General features: G+C 61.4%; 19 protein-coding genes, 1 tRNA gene and 1 pseudogene. 17 read left to right on the top strand and 4 right to left on the bottom strand.

What is annotated here, in order from left to right; all coding sequences use genetic code 11:
• Nucleotides 1–38 precede the first annotated feature (38 nt).
• Together VNX23_RS20115 and VNX23_RS20110 are read right to left on the bottom strand one after the other, a co-directional pair.
• Nucleotides 39–128: transfer RNA gene (locus VNX23_RS20115), tRNA-Ser, on the bottom strand.
• A 460-nt stretch (nt 129–588) separates the two neighbouring features.
• Nucleotides 589–1,710 (bottom strand): ROK family protein, encoded by a 1,122-nt coding sequence (locus tag VNX23_RS20110; protein WP_325632839.1) that lies wholly within the window; start codon nt 1,708–1,710, stop codon nt 589–591.
• A 365-nt stretch (nt 1,711–2,075) separates the two neighbouring features.
• Here VNX23_RS20110 and rplU point away from each other — a divergent pair, with 365 nt between their 5' ends.
• The 3 genes from rplU (at nt 2,076) to VNX23_RS20095 (ending at nt 3,728) form a co-directional block, all read left to right on the top strand.
• Nucleotides 2,076–2,615 (top strand): 50S ribosomal protein L21, encoded by a 540-nt coding sequence (rplU, locus tag VNX23_RS20105; protein WP_325632837.1) that lies wholly within the window; start codon nt 2,076–2,078, stop codon nt 2,613–2,615.
• Between the two features lie 84 nt (nt 2,616–2,699).
• Nucleotides 2,700–2,972, top strand: coding sequence for a 50S ribosomal protein L27 (rpmA, locus tag VNX23_RS20100; protein WP_325632835.1), 273 nt, complete (start codon nt 2,700–2,702; stop codon nt 2,970–2,972).
• Nucleotides 2,973–3,131: 159 nt separating this feature from the next.
• Entirely contained in the window at nt 3,132–3,728 is a 597-nt protein-coding gene (locus VNX23_RS20095; protein WP_325632833.1) for a GNAT family N-acetyltransferase, read from the top strand.
• Nucleotides 3,729–3,815: 87 nt separating this feature from the next.
• On the opposite strand, the gene VNX23_RS20090 is transcribed toward VNX23_RS20095, so the two are convergent.
• The gene (locus VNX23_RS20090) at nt 3,816–4,733 is read right to left on the bottom strand and encodes a DMT family transporter (protein WP_325632843.1); all 918 of its coding nucleotides are present in this window, start codon (nt 4,731–4,733) and stop codon (nt 3,816–3,818) included.
• A gap of 106 nt (nt 4,734–4,839) precedes the next feature.
• Between VNX23_RS20090 and VNX23_RS20085 the strand changes: the two genes are divergently transcribed.
• The 14 genes and pseudogenes from VNX23_RS20085 (at nt 4,840) to VNX23_RS20020 (ending at nt 17,912) form a co-directional block, all read left to right on the top strand.
• Nucleotides 4,840–5,319 carry a MaoC family dehydratase gene (locus VNX23_RS20085; RefSeq protein ID WP_325632831.1) on the top strand — a complete coding sequence of 160 codons (480 nt, stop codon included), beginning with the start codon at nt 4,840–4,842 and terminating at the stop codon, nt 5,317–5,319.
• 136 nt (nt 5,320–5,455) lie between these two features.
• Entirely contained in the window at nt 5,456–6,502 is a 1,047-nt protein-coding gene (obgE, locus tag VNX23_RS20080; protein WP_325632829.1) for a GTPase ObgE, read from the top strand.
• Between the two features lie 227 nt (nt 6,503–6,729).
• Nucleotides 6,730–7,872: a glutamate 5-kinase gene (proB, locus tag VNX23_RS20075; RefSeq protein WP_325632827.1), complete on the top strand. Its 1,143-nt coding sequence runs from the start codon at nt 6,730–6,732 to the stop codon at nt 7,870–7,872.
• A 215-nt stretch (nt 7,873–8,087) separates the two neighbouring features.
• A complete protein-coding gene (locus VNX23_RS20070; protein ID WP_325632825.1) occupies nt 8,088–9,380 on the top strand; it encodes a glutamate-5-semialdehyde dehydrogenase in 1,293 nt (430 codons plus the stop codon).
• A 73-nt stretch (nt 9,381–9,453) separates the two neighbouring features.
• Nucleotides 9,454–10,095, top strand: a complete 642-nt coding sequence (locus VNX23_RS20065; RefSeq protein ID WP_414643036.1) for a nicotinate-nucleotide adenylyltransferase — start codon at nt 9,454–9,456, stop codon at nt 10,093–10,095.
• 337 nt (nt 10,096–10,432) lie between these two features.
• Nucleotides 10,433–10,789 carry a ribosome silencing factor gene (rsfS, locus tag VNX23_RS20060; RefSeq protein WP_325632823.1) on the top strand — a complete coding sequence of 119 codons (357 nt, stop codon included), beginning with the start codon at nt 10,433–10,435 and terminating at the stop codon, nt 10,787–10,789.
• A 165-nt stretch (nt 10,790–10,954) separates the two neighbouring features.
• A complete protein-coding gene (gene rlmH / locus VNX23_RS20055) occupies nt 10,955–11,437 on the top strand; it encodes a 23S rRNA (pseudouridine(1915)-N(3))-methyltransferase RlmH (protein ID WP_325632822.1) in 483 nt (160 codons plus the stop codon).
• A gap of 140 nt (nt 11,438–11,577) precedes the next feature.
• On the top strand, nt 11,578–12,846 hold the full coding sequence (locus VNX23_RS20050) for a murein hydrolase activator EnvC family protein (protein WP_325632840.1): 1,269 nt from the start codon (nt 11,578–11,580) through the stop codon (nt 12,844–12,846).
• On the top strand, nt 12,843–14,198 hold the full coding sequence (locus tag VNX23_RS20045; protein WP_325632821.1) for a S41 family peptidase: 1,356 nt from the start codon (nt 12,843–12,845) through the stop codon (nt 14,196–14,198). The genes VNX23_RS20050 and VNX23_RS20045 overlap by 4 nt, the downstream gene beginning before the upstream one ends.
• Nucleotides 14,199–14,437: 239 nt before the next feature.
• On the top strand, nt 14,438–15,658 hold the full coding sequence (locus VNX23_RS20040) for a divergent polysaccharide deacetylase family protein (protein ID WP_325632820.1): 1,221 nt from the start codon (nt 14,438–14,440) through the stop codon (nt 15,656–15,658).
• 42 nt (nt 15,659–15,700) lie between these two features.
• Entirely contained in the window at nt 15,701–16,207 is a 507-nt protein-coding gene (locus VNX23_RS20035) for an RNA pyrophosphohydrolase (RefSeq protein ID WP_325632818.1), read from the top strand.
• 184 nt (nt 16,208–16,391) lie between these two features.
• Nucleotides 16,392–16,559, top strand: a pseudogene (locus VNX23_RS20030) (nucleoside deaminase); the annotation flags it as partial.
• 364 nt (nt 16,560–16,923) lie between these two features.
• Entirely contained in the window at nt 16,924–17,646 is a 723-nt protein-coding gene (locus VNX23_RS20025) for a hypothetical protein (RefSeq protein ID WP_325632816.1), read from the top strand.
• Between the two features lie 29 nt (nt 17,647–17,675).
• A complete protein-coding gene (locus VNX23_RS20020; protein ID WP_325632814.1) occupies nt 17,676–17,912 on the top strand; it encodes an HGGxSTG domain-containing protein in 237 nt (78 codons plus the stop codon).
• 185 nt (nt 17,913–18,097) lie between these two features.
• On the opposite strand, the gene VNX23_RS20015 is transcribed toward VNX23_RS20020, so the two are convergent.
• Nucleotides 18,098–18,268, bottom strand: a complete 171-nt coding sequence (locus VNX23_RS20015; protein ID WP_325632812.1) for a hypothetical protein — start codon at nt 18,266–18,268, stop codon at nt 18,098–18,100.
• Nucleotides 18,269–18,520 lie beyond the last annotated feature (252 nt).

Raw genomic sequence — 18,520 nt, 5'->3', positions numbered from 1 at the left:
AAAAACGTCAATTGTATCAACTACTTGTATGCAAAGAATGGCGGAGAGGGAGGGATTCGAACCCCCGATAGGCTTGCACCTATGCCGCATTTCGAGTGCGGTGCATTCAACCACTCTGCCACCTCTCCAGGCGCCAGGACGGAGCCACAGCTTTTCGGTGCTCCGAGGTCGGGGCGAGTTCTAGGCGAGGACGGCTGGTCAGACAAGGCGTTATAGCGTTTTCAAGCGAAGCGTGTAGCGGTTCGCGTAAAGAAAACGCGTCAAAACAAAAGATTAGAGCCTCGGTTCTGATTCAATCAGAACCGAAATGGCTCTAGTTGCGCGAAATTCCCGCATATCCCATCGCGTGAGGACGCATCGCCAGGTCGAGAACGGGGTGGGACCGCCAGACGCGGAACAAACCGGCGGTCCCGTGTCATCTCATGAATTCTGGGCCGGAAGTGCGGCTTCGCTGGCCCAATCTGAGCGACGTTCCGACGCTAGCTATCCGCTCGAAGGCGGCAACGCGATCCCGCTTTTAACGTAACCGGTCAAGGTTACCGGAGGCCGAGGTGGAAAAGCCGAACACCTGTCGTCGCGCTCGAGGCTTCAATCCTTTTTCCTCTCCTTGTCCTTCTTCTCCTTTTCGTCCTTGTCTTTCTTCTCGTCGCTTTCCTTCCTGCGATTGGAAAAGCGCGCATTGCCGAGACCGGTGCCGATCGTAAGGACGCCCCAGTGGTCGATGTCCTGCATGAACGGAGCTTCCGAAAGTCCCTGCGCCACGCCGTCATTATGCATCACCACCGCCGTGTCGTGACCGCCGATCTCCGGGATCGCCTCCACCAGACTGGCCGGAAGATTGAACTTGCTGCTCTCCCAATTGCCGGGAAGGTTCTGCGCGCCCTTGGCGATCGAACCATCGGCATTGATCACTCCGGGACAAGCAATCCCGATGAACGGCGCAAGCTTCAGTCCCTCCGCATCGGCCTCCGAGATCAACCCTTTCAGCATCTTGACCAGGCGCTTGACCGCGCCTTCCCGCGTCGGCTCGTCGTCGGCATGGCGCCACAGTTCCGAGCGCCACACCGATGCCTTCGACAGGTCCGGCGCCTTCTTCCAGCGGGTTTCGACCACGCCGCAGCGGATATTGGTACCGCCGATGTCGACCGCGAGGATGCTGTCATAGCCCTCGAAGATCCACGACGGGGCCAGATGCAGGCAGCCGATCAATCCGGCATCGTCTGGATCAAAGCGGATCGGCACCAAATCGACCTGAAATCCATCGGCCTTGAGCAGAACATCCGTGCGCGCAATCGCCAGCTCCCCCACCCGGCTCTGCCGAAATCCGCCGCCGACCACAATGCGTTCTGTGTCCGCCCACGACTTTGTCTTCAGGAAGCGCGAGGTAACATGGGCCAATTCGTTGGCGAATTCCTCGATGGCACCATGGACGAGTGCGGCAGCGTGTATGTCATCGCCAACCAACGCCTCATCGAGCGCGCTCTTGCTGATTTGCTCGGCGGATTTATCGCCCAGCGGATCCTCGCCGTTCTTCCTCAGCGGCTTGCGCAAATCGTCCAGGATCTTGCGAAACGTCCCCTTGCTGGCACGGTCGCCGAGAAAGCCTTCGTCGTCCTTCAATTCGACATTGAAACTTTCAACGTCAACCGAAGGCAGACGGGTCGCGCCGTGCCGGCCGAGGCCGGCCGTATTCAGGGTGTCCTCGGCCATTTTTCCCCTGCCAAAGTCATGATCGGTGGAACAACAAACGGGGAACCCGTTGGTTTCACGCTGGCCGACGGCAAAATTGCGCGCTGGCCGAAGACAGCCGCCCGCCCCCCGAATCCGCCGCTCCTGGCGCTCATTTGGCCCCAAACCCGTCATTTTTGGCCGATTTCGGCTCAGTTTGCCTTGACTCTGGACTACCGGCGGCTATAAGTCCCGCACCCGGCGCGGGAGCTTTCTCGCGCTGTTTGTTTTTGCGCGACTCTCTAGAGGCTCTCGCCTGATCGCGCGGAAATCGAACCCATAAAGACTGTAGAAAAAGCCGGCCCGGAGCCTTCCGAGGCCGGAATCGAACACGAAGGAATAAAACGATGTTCGCAGTCATCAAGACCGGCGGCCGGCAATACCGCGTCGTTCCGGATGATGTGCTCGAGATAGGCAAGATCGCCGGCGATGTCGGAACGATCGTGCAACTTGGCGAAGTTTTACTGGTAGGCGGCGACTCGCCGGTGCTTGGCGCACCCACCGTTCCCGGTGCATCCGTTGCGGCCGAAGTGCTGCAGCACAAGCGCGGCCCGAAAGTCATCGCTTTCAAGAAGCGTCGCCGCAAGAATTCGCGCCGCAAGCGCGGTTATCGCGACGAGATCACGGTGCTCCGCATCACCGAGATCTTGACCAATGATAACAAGCCGACGATCGGACCGCGCCCGAAGCGCGAGAAACCGATTGCCGCAGCACCGGCCGACGACGCCGACGCGGCGCCGAAGGCGGCAAAGAAGAAGGCCGCCCCCAGGAAGACGGCGGCCAAAAAGGCCGCGGCAAAACCGCGCGCCAAGAAAGAGGCCAGGAGCGAAACGAAGAAAGCCCCGGCCAAAAAGGCCGCCGCGAAGGGCAAAAGTGATAAAAAGTGAAACTGCCGATCGACGCTTGACATAAAGTGAAATGATTTCGTCAAGGAATCGGGCTAGATATTAGATAGAGGTTGGAGACGGGCTATGGCTCACAAAAAGGCAGGCGGTTCATCGCGTAACGGCCGTGATTCAGCGGGCAAGCGCCTTGGCATCAAGGTGTATGGCGGCGAGCATGTGATTCCCGGCAACATCATTGCGCGTCAACGCGGCACCACCTGGCATCCCGGCCTTAATGTCGGCATGGGCACGGACCATACTTTGTTTGCCAAGGTAGAAGGCCATGTCGAGTTTCGTGCGAAAGCCAAGGGCCGCACCTTCGTATCGGTGATTCCGGTGACGGTAGCTGCGGCCGAGTAGACGGTGGACAAATATTGTTGAGTCCGCCGGATCCTGTTGAACCGGCGGGGCTCTCAAAGGCTCCAAAGGGAGGCGGGAAACCGGCCTCCCTTTTTCGTTGCGCGTGTCTCCACTTTGTCACGCGCCATGATCCGAGAGTTACCGCTTAAGGAGCCCGACATGCTGCAGGATATTCCAACTCCCATATTGCACGAGGCGAGTCGCTGCGTCCTCGAGACCGAACGGCTGCGGTTGCGCAGGCCGACGCTCGCGGACGTAAAAGCAATCACGCATCTCGCCAATGATCGTCGTATTGCGGAAAATACCAGGCGCCTGCCGCATCCCTATCTGCAGGACCACGCCGTCGATTTCGTGCGCGGTATCGCAAATCAGCATCGCGAAACCGCATTTTTGATCGAAAGTGATTACACGCCGATCGGAATGGCCGGCATCGACCGGCATCAACCGGAGCGACCGGAGCTCGGCTACTGGCTCGGCGTGGAACATTGGGGGCAAGGCTTTGCCACCGAGGCCGCGCGGGCCGTGATCGATTTCACCTTCGAGGAATTCGACATCGAAGTGATGAAATCGGGCGCGCGTGTTGCCAACCCGGCCTCGCGCAACGTGCTGGAGAAATGCGGCTTCCAGTGGAGCGGCGTGGAGCTGCATCGCTTCGAGGCGTTGGGCTCGTCAACTCCGGTTGATTGCTTCCGCCTGACGCGCGGCGTCTGGACGTCGATCAGGAGCTGGGGCAATTCGACCAGGCGAGAGCGGTAACAACAGGTGGTCGTCTCCGCGAAGGTTATGGGCCCCGGCTCGCGCTCACGCTTGGCCGGGGCGACGGTCGTGTTTGTTGCCGTCACCCTAGGCCGGCGGATTGACAGCGGTTTCATCGTGGCCAAGATTTCGCTCGCGCAGGAAGATGTAAAGTCCGGCGCCGATGATAATGGCAGCGCCGAACGCGGTGGTCGCCGGCGGGACATCGCCGAACACGAGGTAGCCGAACATCGCCGCCCAGATGATCATGGAATACTGATAGGGCACGACCACACTCGCCGGCGCGAGTTTCAACGAGCGGTTGACGCAGAGCGATGCAAGAACGGCGAGGCCGCCGGCCAGCAGGAACAAGCCGAAATCGCGCGCGCTCGGTGTCAGCCATCCGACCGGCGCCGCTATGGCCCCGAACGCGATCGTGCCCAGGAACTGCATTGACGCCAGCACGATATCAGGCGTGCCGCGCAACGAGCGCGTAACCACCATCAGCAACGCGAACCCGATACTGCCGCCAAGGGCGATGGCGGCCGGCCAGTCAAATACCCCGGCCGATGGTCGCAGCGCGATCAGGATCCCGCAGAACCCGATGCCGACAGCAGCCCAACGCCTGACATCGACATGTTCGCCGAGCAGAATCGACGATAACGCCGTGACGAAGATCGGCGCCGCCAGATAAAATGTAATGATATCGGCAAGCGGCAGGTAGACCGAGGCCGCAAAGAATGCGGCTATCTCCAGTATCGAGAGCGCGACGCGCAGCAGCTGCATTGCGGGTCGGGACATCTGAAAAAAAGCGCCGCGGCTGCGCCAGATCAGCGGGACAACCAGAATCAACGATACCACCGCGCGCAGCAGCAATAGCTCCCCCACCGAATAAGTCTTGACCATGAATTTGCCGAGCGCATCGCCGAGCGAGAAGAAAATTACGCCCGTGAGCATCAATCCGATGCCGGCAAGGCGTGCGGAGCGTTCGTCGTTGCGGGTCGAGATTTTCTCAAGCAGGGTCATCGCGAGAGTGTTTTTAAAGAGGTTGTCGCGCCGGACAAGCCTGATTGCCGCCAGACCACCTCTGCGGTACCGGTAGATCACCAGCCAATCTCGCAGGAAAATGAGCATGGCAGATTTCGATCCCGCCACACATCGCATGGTGCCGCAGCAGCGCTGGTTCGAGGATTTCACGCTCGGCGAGCGATTTGTAATTCCCAGCCGCACCTTGACGCCGGCCATCTTCGCGGCCTTTCAGACCGCATGCGGCGACACCCATCCCATTCACTACGACATCGAATATTGCCGCGCGCGCGGAATGCCGAACCTGCTCGCCCACGGTTTTTTGACCTTGATTCACACGGCGCCTGGCGCAGGGACGTTTCCCTTCATGGTGGAGGAATCGCTGATCGGCTTTCTCGAACAATCGTGCCGATTCCTGAAGCCGGTGTTTGCGGAGGACACGATCTATCCCGCGCTCGAAGTGACGGAGCTGACGGCTGGACGTACCACCGGCGTGATCGGCTTGCGCAGCACGGTGTTCAATCAGCGTCGCGAGCTGGTGCTGGAGGGATTGCAGAAATTTCTCATTCGCAGGCGACCAGTCTAGGCTCAGAGGCCCGATTCGATCACACGATCGAAGGGAATATCGCGGATCAAAAAAGAAAGCCGGAAAATACGGACTTTGCCGACATTTACCAAGCTTTGAGGTTGCCGCCTCGTACAGCCTGCCCTACCTATGCATCATGAAATTCCTCGACGAGGCAAAAGTCTATATTCGCTCCGGCGACGGCGGCAATGGCTGCGTGGCGTTCCGCCGCGAGAAGTATGTCGAGTTCGGCGGGCCGAGCGGCGGCAATGGCGGACGCGGCGGCGATGTCGTCGTCGAAGCCGTGGACGGGCTGAACACGCTGATCGACTATCGCTATCAGCAGCATTTCAAGGCCGAGAAGGGCACCAACGGCATGGGCAAGGATCGCCATGGCGCCAACGGCAAGCCGATCGTGCTCAAGGTGCCGGTCGGCACGCAAATCTTCGACGAGGACAAGACGACGCTGATCCACGACTTCACCAGGCTCGGCGAAAAATTCGTGCTTGCCGAGGGCGGCAATGGCGGCTTCGGCAACGCGCACTTCAAAACCTCCACCAATCGCGCACCCCGCAATGCCAATCCTGGCGAGAGCGGCGAGGAACGCTGGATCTGGCTGCGGCTGAAACTGATTGCGGACGCCGGGCTCGTCGGTCTTCCCAACGCCGGCAAGTCGACATTCCTGTCCAAGGTCAGCGCTGCCAAGCCGAAGATCGCCGACTATCCCTTCACCACGCTGCATCCGCAACTCGGGGTGGTGAATGCGCAGGGGCGCGAATTCGTGCTCGCCGATATTCCCGGCCTGATCGAGGGCGCCCATGAGGGCGCGGGCCTCGGCGATCGCTTTCTCGGCCATGTCGAGCGCTGCCGCGTGCTGTTGCATCTGGTGGACGCCACATGCGAGCACGCGGGCAAGGCCTACAAGACGGTGCGCGGGGAGCTCGGGGCCTATGAGGGGCATCTCGCCGACAAGATCGAGATCGTCGCGCTGAACAAGACCGACGCGGTCACACCTGGCGACTTGAAGAAACAGAAGGATCGGCTCAAACGCGCCGCCAGGAGGACACCGCTCCTGATCTCGGGGGTGACCGGCGAAGGCGTGAAGGAGGCGTTGCGATCGCTGGCCGAGGTGATCGGCGAGTCCCCGGTCTCGGGCAAGGCCAAGGAAGCCGCCAAGGCCGCGCCGTGGGTGAGGGCGACGTAGTCTAGCGGTTTCGGCGTTTGTATGACTTTGCCGCACGCACTTTTACGAACGTCGGTTATTCCAGCTGCCGCGAATTGCCAAAGCGCGATGACTTAGGTCGAACCGCCATCGCGCTTTGTTTTTTTGCTTGCGCATGATCTTTTCGGAAAACCGCTGCACACTTTTCCGGATCATGCGCTAGTATGACAGCTCCGCACCCCGCGAAACTCCGCAGCAAAGTCCCGTCCATGGCCCGCCCGAGCTTGAAAAATTTCCGCCGTATCGTCGTCAAGGTCGGCTCGTCGCTGCTGGTCGACTCCACTGCCGGCGAAGTCCGCACCCGCTGGCTTTCGGCGTTGGCGGCCGATATCGCGAAGCTGCACGAGGGCGGGCGCGAGCTCCTGGTCGTCTCATCGGGCTCGATTGCGCTTGGCCGCAGCCGGCTGAAACTGCCGCGCGGTCCCTTGAAGCTCGAAGAGAGCCAGGCCGCGGCAGCAGTGGGACAGATCGCGCTGGCGCGAATCTGGTCGGAGATGCTCGGGACGCACGGCATCGGCACGGGACAGATCCTGGTGACACTGCAGGATACGGAGGAGCGCCGCCGCTATCTCAACGCGCGCTCGACCATCGCAAAACTGCTGGAATGGCGCGCGGTACCCGTCATCAACGAGAACGACACGGTTGCCACCAATGAAATCCGCTATGGCGACAACGATCGCCTTGCCGCCCGGGTCGCCACCATGGCGAGCGCCGACCTTCTGATCCTGCTCTCGGATATCGATGGCCTTTACGATGCGCCGCCCACCGACAATCCAACCGCAAAGCTCATTCCAATCGTGGAATCCGTGACGTCGGAAATCGAGGCGATGGCGGGAGCGGCTGGATCCGAACTGTCGCGCGGCGGCATGCGCACCAAGATCGAGGCGGCAAGGATCGCAACCACCGCCGGCACCCACATGCTGATCGCGTCGGGCAAGATCGAGCATCCGTTGCGAGCGATCGCCGACGGCGAACGCTGCACCTGGTTCCTGACGCCGGCCAACCCGGTCACTGCACGCAAGCGTTGGATTGCGGGGTCGCTCGAGCCAAAGGGCACCTTGACCATCGATGCCGGCGCGGTGAGCGCGCTGCGCGCGGGCAAGAGCCTGTTGCCGGCCGGCGTGATCCGGGTGGACGGGCAGTTCGCGCGTGGTGATGCCGTCGTGGTGCGCGGCCCCGATACCGACGAGATCGGCCGAGGACTTGTTGCCTACGACGCCGAGGACGCCGAGAAGATCAAGGGCCGCTCCTCACCGGATGTGATGGTGATTTTGGGCGTCAGCGGCCGCGCCGAAATGATCCACCGCGACGACCTGGTGGTGGGTGGTCCACGGCACTCGGACCCGACATGACGATGGCCCGCAAGCTGTCATGCCCGGGCTTGAGCCGGGCATCCACGTCCTTCTTCGCTGGCAGGGATCTGGACAGGAAGGCCATGCCCGCTCGGTGAGCGGGACTGGGCTAGGCCAATGGCCGACCTGTCGCCGCTCAGCCATGCCGGCGCCTACCTCGCCAGACAATCATTTTCCATGCTAATACATGGCCTTAATTCAATGCTGGAACTAACATGAGCGCGCCCTTGAAGGCGTTCGACGGCAACGCCGATTTGCCTGAACTGATGACCGATCTTGCCGAGCGCGCCCGCAAAGCCGCGCGGGTGCTGGCGCTGGCCTCGCCCGAGCAGAAGAACCGCGCGCTGGAGGCAATCGATCGCGCCATCCGGGCCAACGCCGCCGCCATTCTCGCGGCAAACGCCGAGGACGTTGCCGAGGTTCGCGCCGGCGGCGCCACCTCCGCCTTCATCGATCGGCTGACGCTCACGCAGAGCCGCATCGACGCGATGGCCGACGGGGTCGCGACCGTGCGCGCGATCAAGGACCCGGTCGGAGTCGTGACCGAGAGCTGGAAGCGTCCGAACGGCATGACAATCGAACGGGTTCGCGTACCGCTTGGCGTCGTAGCGGTGATCTTCGAAAGCCGTCCCAATGTCGCAGCCGACGCCGGCGTATTGTGCCTGAAATCCGGAAACGCCGTCATCCTGCGCGGCGGTTCGGACAGTTTCCGCTCCTGCCGCGCGATCCACGATTGCCTGGTGCGGGGATTGCGCGAAGCGGGCCTTCCCGAAGCCTCGATCACGCTGGTGCCGACCCGCGATCGTGCCGCCGTCGGGCTGTTGCTGACCGGACTGAATGGCGCCATCGACCTCATCGTGCCTCGCGGGGGAAAGAGCCTCGTGGCGCGCGTCGAGGCTGAAGCGCGCGTGCCGGTGTTCGCGCATCTTGAAGGCGTCAATCACGTCTACGTCGATCACGCCGCCGATCTGGAGATGGCGAAATCGATCGTACTCAACGCCAAGATGCGCCGTCCCGGCGTCTGCGGCGCAGCCGAGACCTTGCTGGTCGATCGCAACGGCGCGCCGTCGACACTCAAGGCCCTGGTCGAGATGCTGATCGACGCAGGCTGCGAGGTACGCGGCGATCAGGCCGTGCAACGAACCGACGCAAGGGTGAAACCCGCGGCCGACGAGGACTGGGACACCGAATATGAGGACGCGATCATCGCGGCGAGACTCGTTGACGGGGTCGAGGAGGCGATTGCGCATATCCATAACCACGGTTCGCACCACACCGATGCGATCGTGACGGATGACGAATCGGCCGCACGCAAGTTTCTCACCGAGGTCGACTCGGCGATCGTTCTGCACAACGCCTCGACACAGTTTGCCGACGGCGGCGAGTTCGGCTTTGGCGCCGAGATCGGCATCGCTACCGGCAAATTCCATGCGCGCGGCCCGGTAGGCGCCGAGCAACTGACCAGCTTCAAATACCGTGTTCACGGCACCGGGCAGACCCGTCCGTGACGATCTACGGGCGGGAACCGGTTGGCATGAAGAAAACGTGTCAGAAATGAATATCGCGCATGCGGTGGCGCCGTTGAACAAAGCTTACTTGGCTTCGCCATCTGTCGATCGCGCCATTCCGCCTTATTGCAACGGCATGCGCGTCGGCCTGCTCGGAGGTTCGTTCAATCCGCCGCACCTCGCGCATCGGGCGATCAGCCTGTTCGCGATCAAGCGATTGAAGCTGGACCGGGTGTGGTGGCTGGTGACGCCCGGAAATCCGCTCAAGGACGGAAGCACGCTGCACGACATCGCCGAACGTGCCGAAGCCGCGCAGCGCCTGGCGCGCGATCCGCGCATCGATGTCTGCTGTCTCGAATCCGTCATCGGAACGCGATACACTGTCGACACCGTAAGATATCTGCGTCGCCGTGCGACAGGCCTCCGTTTTGTCTGGATCATGGGCGCGGACAATCTCGCGCAATTTCACCGCTGGCAGGACTGGCGGCGGATCGCCTCCGAGGTGCCCATCGCTGTGATCGATCGTCCGCCGCAAAGCTTTCGCGCTCTGGCTTCGCCCGCTTCTCAGGCCCTCGCTCGCTACCGTCTGCCGGAGAACCAGGCCGGCCTGCTGGCCGGCCACCGCGCGCCGGCCTGGGTCTTTCTGACCGGCCTGAAGTTGAGCCTGTCGTCGACGGGCTTGCGCAATCTCGACGGCAGCTGGAGAACGAGGTGAGATGAGCGACATTCGCCGCGCCGCGATTTTGCGATGCCTTGCGATCATCGCGAACGGAAACGATGTGCTTCAAATCAAGAGCACGGCCGGAAAAACATCAGATTACCGGCGCCCCCGGCTTTCGGAAGTTCGCATCGGGGGTGCGGCAGTCGGGAGCAAACTTCGAAAACGGGGCTCTGGAATATTGAAACCGTTAACCCCACATGCATAGTATCAGGCGCGGTCGCCAAAGGATTCGGCGGCCGCGATACAGCGAAAGGAATGGTCCCTGGCCACATCTGTATTGTCCAAGTCTGTTTTACCCAAGACGCGTAAAACATCGACCCAAGCTGCGGCCTTGAAGGCGCAACCTGACGCCGACAAGACCCTGAATATGATCCTCTCCCGCCTGGACGACATGAAGGCGGAAGAAACGATCACCATCGACCTTCGCGGCAAATCCTCATTTTCCGATTACATGATCGTCACCTCCGGCCGGGTAAACCGGCACGTCGGTGCGATTGCGGAAAATGTGGCCAAAGGCCTCAAGGAGACCGGAGTCAAAAGCCTCCATATCGAGGGCTTGCCCAACTGCGATTGGGTGCTGATCGATTCCGGCGACGTGATCGTGCACATCTTCAGACCCGAGGTTCGCGAATTCTACAATCTCGAGAGATTGTGGACTCAAGGCCCCGCTGCGGCGAAGACGATCTAACCGGCCGGCTCTTCTACGGCCGAGCGCATGGGCAGTGCGACGCATGGGCGGCTTCGCTTGTGCGGTAGGTTGCGCGCAATCGATTGATCTCAAGCCGTATCTCGGGCAAAGCGGAACTTAATCCTCGGCGCAAGGCCGAGCTCGTTTGGGCCGGAAGATATTCCCATGCGCCTCGTCGTGATCGCGGTCGGACGGCTGAAGCAGGGGCCGGAGCGCGAATTGGCCGAACGTTACCGCGAACGATTCGACGACATCGGCCGCAAGCTCGGATTTCGCGGACTTGAAATCCATGAAATTCCGGAAAGCCGGGCCCGTGATACCGAGACCCGGATCGCGGAGGAGGCGGCCGCGATCTCGGCCGCGACCCCGCCGAAATCCATCCTCGTCGCACTCGACGAGCGTGGCGACAGCATCGATAGCCAGGGTTTTGCCCGGCATCTCGCCCGTTGGCGAGATGATCAGGTCGCCGACACAATTTTCATAATCGGTGGGGCGGACGGACTTTCGCCCGAATTGCGGCGCATGGCTAGGTTGCGGATGGCGTTTGGTTCCGCGACCTGGCCGCACCAGATGGTACGTGTCATGCTGCTCGAACAGGTTTACCGCGCCGCGACCATCCTCGCAGGTCACCCCTATCACCGCGCCTGACGCGCGCAACGGAAATGCGATTGGACTTGATGCAGCCAGCGCGGAACCTGCCTTCGTACCATGACACCGTCCGCGGCGGCGCTTTCGGCTCTCTGCGCCTTCCACTTTCGATCGCCTTGGTGTCGGCCGGCGTCGCGGCGATGAGTTTGCCCACCGCCGCGCAGGTCGCAGAAGCAACGCCGCAGGCGACGGCCCCCTCCGGCGATGCGATCAAGCAGCGGGAGCAGGAACTGGAAGCTGCGCGCGCCCAGCAAAAGAGCGCCGTCGAATTGCAGCAGAGGCTCAGGGCCGAAGTCACGGTCATCGGACAGGATCGCACCAAGCTCAATGCGCAACTGATCGACATCGCCGCCCAGGTTCGCAATATCGAAACAAGGATTGCAGACGCCGAGGCGCGGCTTCGTCCACTCGATTCGCGCGAGCAGCAGATCAGGGGCTCGCTGGATTCGCGCCGCGCCGAAGTGGTTGAGGTGCTGGCCGCGTTGCAGCGCGCCGGGCGGCGAACACCTCCTGCCTTGCTGGTACGACCGGAAGACGCACTGCAATCGCTTCGGACCGCCATTCTTCTCGGTTCGGTCGTGCCGGAGTTGCGCAGCCGCGCCGAGAAACTCGCCGACGATCTCACCGAGTTGATCACGCTGCGCAAGAACATTGGCTCGGAGCGCGATCGCCTTGCACTCGACCGCGACAAATTGAAGGTAGATCAGACGCGCCTCGCCGCGCTCGTGGACGAGCGTCAACGCCAGCAGGGCGCGATCGAAAAGGACATCGAGGCGGAAGGGGCGCGGGCGGTCACGCTTGCCCGGCAGGTCGACACCCTTCAGAGCCTGATCGGCAAAATGGAGCAGGATCTGAAGAGCGCGGCGAAAGCGGCCGCGGCGGCGACCCTGCAGGGGGCGCCCGCTACCACCGACGGCAAACCCAACCTCGGCGGGTTGAAGGACCCGGGGCGGAAAAGTCCGGCGATTGCATTTGCTTCCGCCAGGGGATTACTCGCTTTGCCGGTTAACGGCGTCAAAATCCGGGAATTTGGCAGTTCCGACGGCGTAGGCGGCGTAGAAAAGGGCATTTCTTTGGCAACCAGGGCGGCAGCCCAGGTCACAACCCCGTGTGACGGCTGGGTTGTTTACGTTGGTCCATTCCGAAGCTACGGACAACTCTTGATCCTCAATGCCGGGGGCGGGTATCATGTGTTGATCGCCGGAATGGAGCGCATTTCGGTTAACATCGGACAGTTTGTACTTACGGGGGAGCCGGTCGCGACCATGGGGACGACATCCCAGGTCGCATCGATACTCGCGACCAACGCGAGCCAGCCCGTGCTCTATATCGAGTTCCGTAAGGACGGCACTCCCATTGATCCAGGCCCATGGTGGGCCGCAAAAGAAGGCGAAAAGGTTCGCGGATGATGCGCAAGACTTCCTTAATTCTCCTCAGCGCCGCTACCGGCGCAGCGTTGACGCTCTTCGTGACCCAGCCGCGCTCGGTGCTGATGGGATCGAGTGCGCGGGCCTCCACGTCGGACACCTATCGCCAGCTCAATCTGTTTGGCGACGTGTTCGAGCGGGTCCGGAGCGACTATGTCGAGAAGCCCGACGACAGCAAGCTGGTCGAATCCGCCATCAGCGGAATGCTGAGCGGCCTCGATCCGCATTCAAGCTATATGGACGCCAAGAGCTTCCGCGACATGCAAGTGCAGACCCGCGGCGAGTTCGGCGGCCTCGGCATCGAAGTCACCATGGAAGACGGCCTGATCAAGGTGGTGTCGCCGATCGACGACACGCCGGCCTCCAAGGCCGGCATCATGGCCAACGACATCATCACGACGCTGGACGACGAGGCGGTGCTGGGCCTCACCCTCAACCAGGCCGTTGAAAAAATGCGCGGTCCGGTCAACACCAAGATTCGGCTGAAGATCATCCGCAAGGGGCTCGACAATCCGCTCGACGTCACGCTGGTCCGCGACAACATCCGCGTCCGCTCCGTGCGCGCGCGCACGGAGGGCGATGATATCGGTTATATCCGTATCACCACTTTCAACGAGCAGACCACCGAAGGCCTCAAGCGGGAGATCAACAACCTGAACAACCAGATCGGCGACAAGCTGAAAGGCTACATCATCGACCTGCGCAACAATCCGGGCGGGCTCCTGGAAGAAGCTGTGACGGTGTCTGATGCTTTCCTTGAGCGCGGCGAAATCGTCTCGACGCGTGGACGTAACGCCGAGGAAACGCAGCGTCGCTCGGCTCATCCCGGCGATCTGACCAAGGGCAAGCAGGTGATCGTTCTCATCAACGGCGGCTCGGCATCGGCTTCCGAAATCGTTGCCGGCGCGCTGCAGGATCACAAGCGGGCCACGCTTGTCGGCACCCGCTCCTTCGGCAAGGGATCGGTCCAGACCATCATACCGCTCGGTGCCGGCAACGGCGCGCTGCGGCTGACCACCGCGCGCTACTACACGCCGTCGGGCCGCTCCATCCAGGCCAAGGGCATCGTGCCGGACATCGAGGTGTTGCAGGACGTGCCCGAGGAGCTGAAATCGCGAACCGACACCAAGGGTGAAGCGTCCCTGCGCGGCCATCTGAAGAATGATGGCGACGAGAAGACCGGCTCGCAGTCCTACGTGCCGCCGGACACCAAGGACGACAAGGCGCTCAAGATGGCGGCCGATCTGCTTCACGGCGTCAAGGTGAACGCCAGCGCCGCCGGCACCACCGACAAGGCTGCGATCGACAAGCCTTCCAACAAGGAAGCCAATTGACTCGCTTGCAGGCTTTTTTCCTGAAAAGGGGCGGCCCAAGGGCCGCCCCTTTTGCTTGGCCGAGCCGTAACGAGCAGGCCGCCAGACATCAAGAAAGCGCATAATCTGGCCGCTCGGCGCAGGCGAATTAGGCCGCCGAGAGCGCTTGTGGGGAGAACCTTTCTGACGGCCTCCAAAACACCGCATCTGCCGCGGCCTTGTCTTGCCGTGGTATCTTCGGGCTGATTCGGGGGAGTTCAATGGCAGAGACGGCCGATGATCTGAGCGCTCCGCTCGGACAGCATACCGTGCGCCGCGCGCGCCGGTTGCGGCTGCCGTTCAGTGGAATGCAGGCGCTTGCCGTACTGCTCGGTCTGTTTCTGGTGGCCTTCGCCGGCTTTGCCCTCTTCAACGACAATCCGCTCGGCGGCGAACCCATGGCGCGGATCGCCATCCGGCCGCCTCAGCCGGGCGAGGAGAGAGCGGCCGAGAAGCCGGTCGAAACACCGGCGATGGCTTCGGTGCACAGCACCGAGGTGGTCCCGCCCCACAAGCAGGCCGCGCCATCCGAGCAGCGGACCATCACCATCATTGATGGCTCCAGCGGCGCTCGCCACGACCTGCCGATCGCCGGCGAGACGCCGGACAAGAACCCAGCCGACGTCCGTCCCGCCGTGATGGCGGGCATCGATCAGCGCCTGCTCGAGAGATCACGCTACGGCATGATCCCGATGGCGTCGGAAGGGCTGAAGCCCTTCAACGTCTACGCTGCGGACGCCGACCGCGCTAAAGCCGCGAAAATGCCAGTGGTTGCGATTGTCGTCGGAGGTCTCGGCGTCGGCGCCGCCAAAACCGCGGACGCCATCATGAAGCTGCCGGGCGCGATAACACTGGCATTCACGCCCTATGGATCGGACCCGACCAGGCTTGCCGAGCGGGCACGCGCGCAGCGCCACGAGCTTCTACTGCAGATTCCGATGGAGCCTTATGATTATCCCGACAACGATCCCGGGCCGCAGACGCTTCTGACGACGCTCGCGCCGGAACAGAATATCGACCGCCTGCACTGGCACCTCAGCCGATTCCAGGGTTACGCCGGCATTGCCAACTTCATGGGTGCGCGCTTTGTCGCCAGCGATGCCGTGATGCAGCCAGTGGTCCGGGAGGCCGCCAAACGCGGGCTTGGCTATTTCGACGATGGAACCGTGCCGCGAAGTGTCGCGCCTTCGCTGGCGATCGCCCAGACGGTGCCCTTTGCCAAGGCCGACGTCTCCGTCGATGCGGTGCCGACGGCCGCGGAAATCGACCGCGCCTTGGCGAAGCTGGAGGGGATCGCCAAGGAGCGAGGCGTCGCGATCGGTGTCGCCTCGGCCTTGCCGATCTCGATCGAACGGATAAGCGCCTGGACCAGGTCGCTCGAGAATCGCGGCGTTATGCTTGTGCCATTGACAACCGCGATGCTGAAATCAAAATCAAGCTGAAGATTTGCCAAACGGTGCGGGTACCCAAGAGGCGTTGAGGGAATGGCGCGTTACGAGGATTTGCCCTATCGGACATGCGTCGGAGTGATGCTGATCAATACAGCAGGGCTGGTCTTTATCGGACGCCGCGCCGGTGGTGTCGAGCATGTCGACGAATCCCACGTCTGGCAGATGCCGCAGGGCGGAGTCGACCCCGGCGAAAATACCTGGCAAGCCGCCAAGCGCGAACTCTATGAGGAAACCAGCGTCCGTTCCGTCGAGAAGCTCGGTGAGGTCGCGGACTGGCTGATCTACGATATTCCGCGCACCGTCGCCGGCCGGACCTGGAAAGGCCGCTACCGCGGCCAGCGCCAGAAATGGTACGCGGTCCGTTTCACGGGCAAGGACAGCGAGATCAATGTCGCAAGCCCCGGCGGTGGCGGCCACAGGGCGGAATTCGTCAGCTGGCGCTGGGAGCCGATGAAGAATCTCCCTGAGCTGATCGTTCCGTTCAAGCGCCCGGTCTACGAGCGGGTGGTCAAGGAATTCTCCAGGCTTGCGGATGGCTAGCACGGCTGCACATTCGTCTTCGGTGACCTTTGCGATTGATTTCACCACTGGCTCGATCCACACGACGCGATCAGAACTATCGACGGCATCGGTGAAAGGAAGTTCGGCGACGTCCCCGCTTTCCATCGTGGCGTGACCGAGCCGGAAGCCCATCACGCCGGGCTGAGCCGACGCAGTGGCTTGGATGAGCGAACATCGCCTGCGCGCGCTTACCGGCAATCATCCGGAGAACCCGACACTCGATCTGCCCTGCCGCGAAGTTTTCAAAAGCGGTCAGCGAGCCACCGAAGTCGCAGGACCGATGCTGGAGAACGAGGCAGCGGCGCTGCATGCCGGCGTATGGGAGAAATAACTGCTTCTGCGCAAAGGTCTGTCCCGCACTTGATGCAAAAACAGCCTAACCAAAAACCTTAACTGCGCGCGCCCTTACCGGGAAGACTTTTACATCCCGGTAAATGAAAAACGGCGCTGCGGGTTAATCGCGGCGCCATCGTTTCGGAGAGGGAGTACCTCATTGGAATCGGCATTGGGTTCGTTTTGTAAATTCCGCGTTCCTCTGCTTGCCGTGGGGTGGGTTCAAAAATTTTTGAAAAACAACCCCATGCAAAGTATCAGCCCAAAGGAACCTAAAAGGAACCTAGAGGAACCAATTTGGGACTAGCCAAAAGTGATTCTGGTTGGCTTGGTAGGTTGGCCAAAAAAGCGAGGGCGAATCGATGACTTCACGAAAATCAAAGGTGGTGGCGAAAGCGAAACCGGCGCGGGAGCGGACGCCGCAGGAAGTTGATGCCATTGAAAAGGTTTGCGCCGAACGCGCCAGCATGCCGCGCATGAAGATCTTAAAATCTGAAAGTGGCATGAGCTTCACGACCGAACACATTGATGACTTGGCGGGCCCAGCGCTCATCATGCAGGCGCTTGGGACAACGGATTCGGCTTTCTTTACAGGCTTGGTAGCTCAACTCGCAACGGCAGACGGCGGGGAACCAAACGAGCAGAAGCTCAATTTCGTGCTCGCGGTCATCAAGGGAATCAAACCTCAAGATCAGCTGGAGGCGATGTTGGCGGCGCAAATGGCGGCTGTTCACTCAGCAACAATGAGGTCCGCATGCGACCTAGCCGAGGCCGAAAGTCTCCAGCATCGGGATAGCGCGGAGCGAACCTTCAATAAGCTTGCGCGAACTTTTTCTAGCCAGATGGAGGCACTAAAGCGGTACCGGATGGGAGGCGAACAGACGGTCACGGTACAGCAGGTAAATGTCAGCGAGGGCGGGCAGGCTATCGTTGGCAACGTTACACAGGGCCAAAAAGATGCCGCGCCAAATCAAGTTCCTCCGCAACCGTTGGCCATTGCCCACGACGACACACTTCCGATGCGGATCATTGAAAGCAAGGAGGCGGTTCCGGTTGCAGCCCCGCGAGACGCGAACAAGAAATGACGCGCGATCATGCACGCAATACTGGTCCGATGCTTGCCAGCCAGCGCTGCGGCGCCAAGACCCGCTCAAGCAAGCCCTGCCGTTCGCCCGCCGTTCAGGGAAAAAAGCGCTGCCGTATGCATGGCGGGGCGGCAGGATCTGGGGCTCCGCGCGGCAACAAGAATGCACGGAAGCATGGGCTCTATGCCCGCGAAGCCATTGCCCAACGTCGGCAGCTTGGCGAGCTGATGCGACAATCGCGCAAACTGATCCTGGAGATCGAGTGAAGCGACTATCGGTTGGGAGCAAGCGTTGCTCATACCGCTCCAGCTTGGCGGGCTTGAGATAGAGAATTTGCATCGTGATCTTGGTAAGCAGTGCTGCAACAGGTGCGCGACAAATTGGTGGCTTGCCCTAACAAAACCAGGCTTGCGCAAAACGAGAATCGTAGATTCTAAAATGCGCGCGCCGCTCATAGACCGTAATGGTCCATAATCAGGCTCGTGACGTAGATAACGCCGCAGGCGACGAGGCCACCGAGTATCCCATATTCTGTCACGATCAAACGCATGACCCAGTGCGCCACGTGCCACGTGGCAATCAGGGAGGCGATCATTGCGAATATCATGATTGTATCGCGCATGGCTTGCAAGCTCCGTGCGGCCTGTTGAGCATTCGATGTGCTCCGCCGCGGTCGATTTTTCCCAAAAATCTTCGCCGCAATCGCGCACGAGACCTTCCACCGCCTCTCGTCGATGAACTCAAGGCCAGCAGCTTCTAAGTTCTCATGCGGATCCGGAACCTCATCCGAAACGCTGGGTCGAAACCCAGAGCGTCCGCGATGTAGCGAGGGGATCGATCGCCCGTCGCTCCCACCAGGCGACCTCGTCTCCGT

This window comes from Bradyrhizobium sp. (genome assembly GCF_035570375.1).
Classification (GTDB): Bacteria; Pseudomonadota; Alphaproteobacteria; order Rhizobiales; family Xanthobacteraceae; genus Bradyrhizobium.
The sequence above is the reverse complement of the archived record's forward strand: the minus strand, read 5'-3'. Positions and strand labels throughout refer to the sequence as shown.

Coding starts and splice junctions, on each gene's coding strand:
- VNX23_RS20110 (WP_325632839.1), bottom strand. CDS start 1,710: ATGGCCGAGGACACCCTGAATACGGCCGGCCTCGGCCGGCACGGCGCG.
- rplU (WP_325632837.1), top strand. CDS start 2,076: ATGTTCGCAGTCATCAAGACCGGCGGCCGGCAATACCGCGTCGTTCCG.
- rpmA (WP_325632835.1), top strand. CDS start 2,700: ATGGCTCACAAAAAGGCAGGCGGTTCATCGCGTAACGGCCGTGATTCA.
- VNX23_RS20095 (WP_325632833.1), top strand. CDS start 3,132: ATGCTGCAGGATATTCCAACTCCCATATTGCACGAGGCGAGTCGCTGC.
- VNX23_RS20090 (WP_325632843.1), bottom strand. CDS start 4,733: ATGACCCTGCTTGAGAAAATCTCGACCCGCAACGACGAACGCTCCGCA.
- VNX23_RS20085 (WP_325632831.1), top strand. CDS start 4,840: ATGGCAGATTTCGATCCCGCCACACATCGCATGGTGCCGCAGCAGCGC.
- obgE (WP_325632829.1), top strand. CDS start 5,456: ATGAAATTCCTCGACGAGGCAAAAGTCTATATTCGCTCCGGCGACGGC.
- proB (WP_325632827.1), top strand. CDS start 6,730: ATGGCCCGCCCGAGCTTGAAAAATTTCCGCCGTATCGTCGTCAAGGTC.
- VNX23_RS20070 (WP_325632825.1), top strand. CDS start 8,088: ATGAGCGCGCCCTTGAAGGCGTTCGACGGCAACGCCGATTTGCCTGAA.
- rlmH (WP_325632822.1), top strand. CDS start 10,955: ATGCGCCTCGTCGTGATCGCGGTCGGACGGCTGAAGCAGGGGCCGGAG.
- VNX23_RS20050 (WP_325632840.1), top strand. CDS start 11,578: ATGAGTTTGCCCACCGCCGCGCAGGTCGCAGAAGCAACGCCGCAGGCG.
- VNX23_RS20045 (WP_325632821.1), top strand. CDS start 12,843: ATGATGCGCAAGACTTCCTTAATTCTCCTCAGCGCCGCTACCGGCGCA.
- VNX23_RS20040 (WP_325632820.1), top strand. CDS start 14,438: ATGGCAGAGACGGCCGATGATCTGAGCGCTCCGCTCGGACAGCATACC.
- VNX23_RS20035 (WP_325632818.1), top strand. CDS start 15,701: ATGGCGCGTTACGAGGATTTGCCCTATCGGACATGCGTCGGAGTGATG.
- VNX23_RS20025 (WP_325632816.1), top strand. CDS start 16,924: ATGACTTCACGAAAATCAAAGGTGGTGGCGAAAGCGAAACCGGCGCGG.
- VNX23_RS20020 (WP_325632814.1), top strand. CDS start 17,676: ATGCTTGCCAGCCAGCGCTGCGGCGCCAAGACCCGCTCAAGCAAGCCC.
- VNX23_RS20015 (WP_325632812.1), bottom strand. CDS start 18,268: ATGCGCGATACAATCATGATATTCGCAATGATCGCCTCCCTGATTGCC.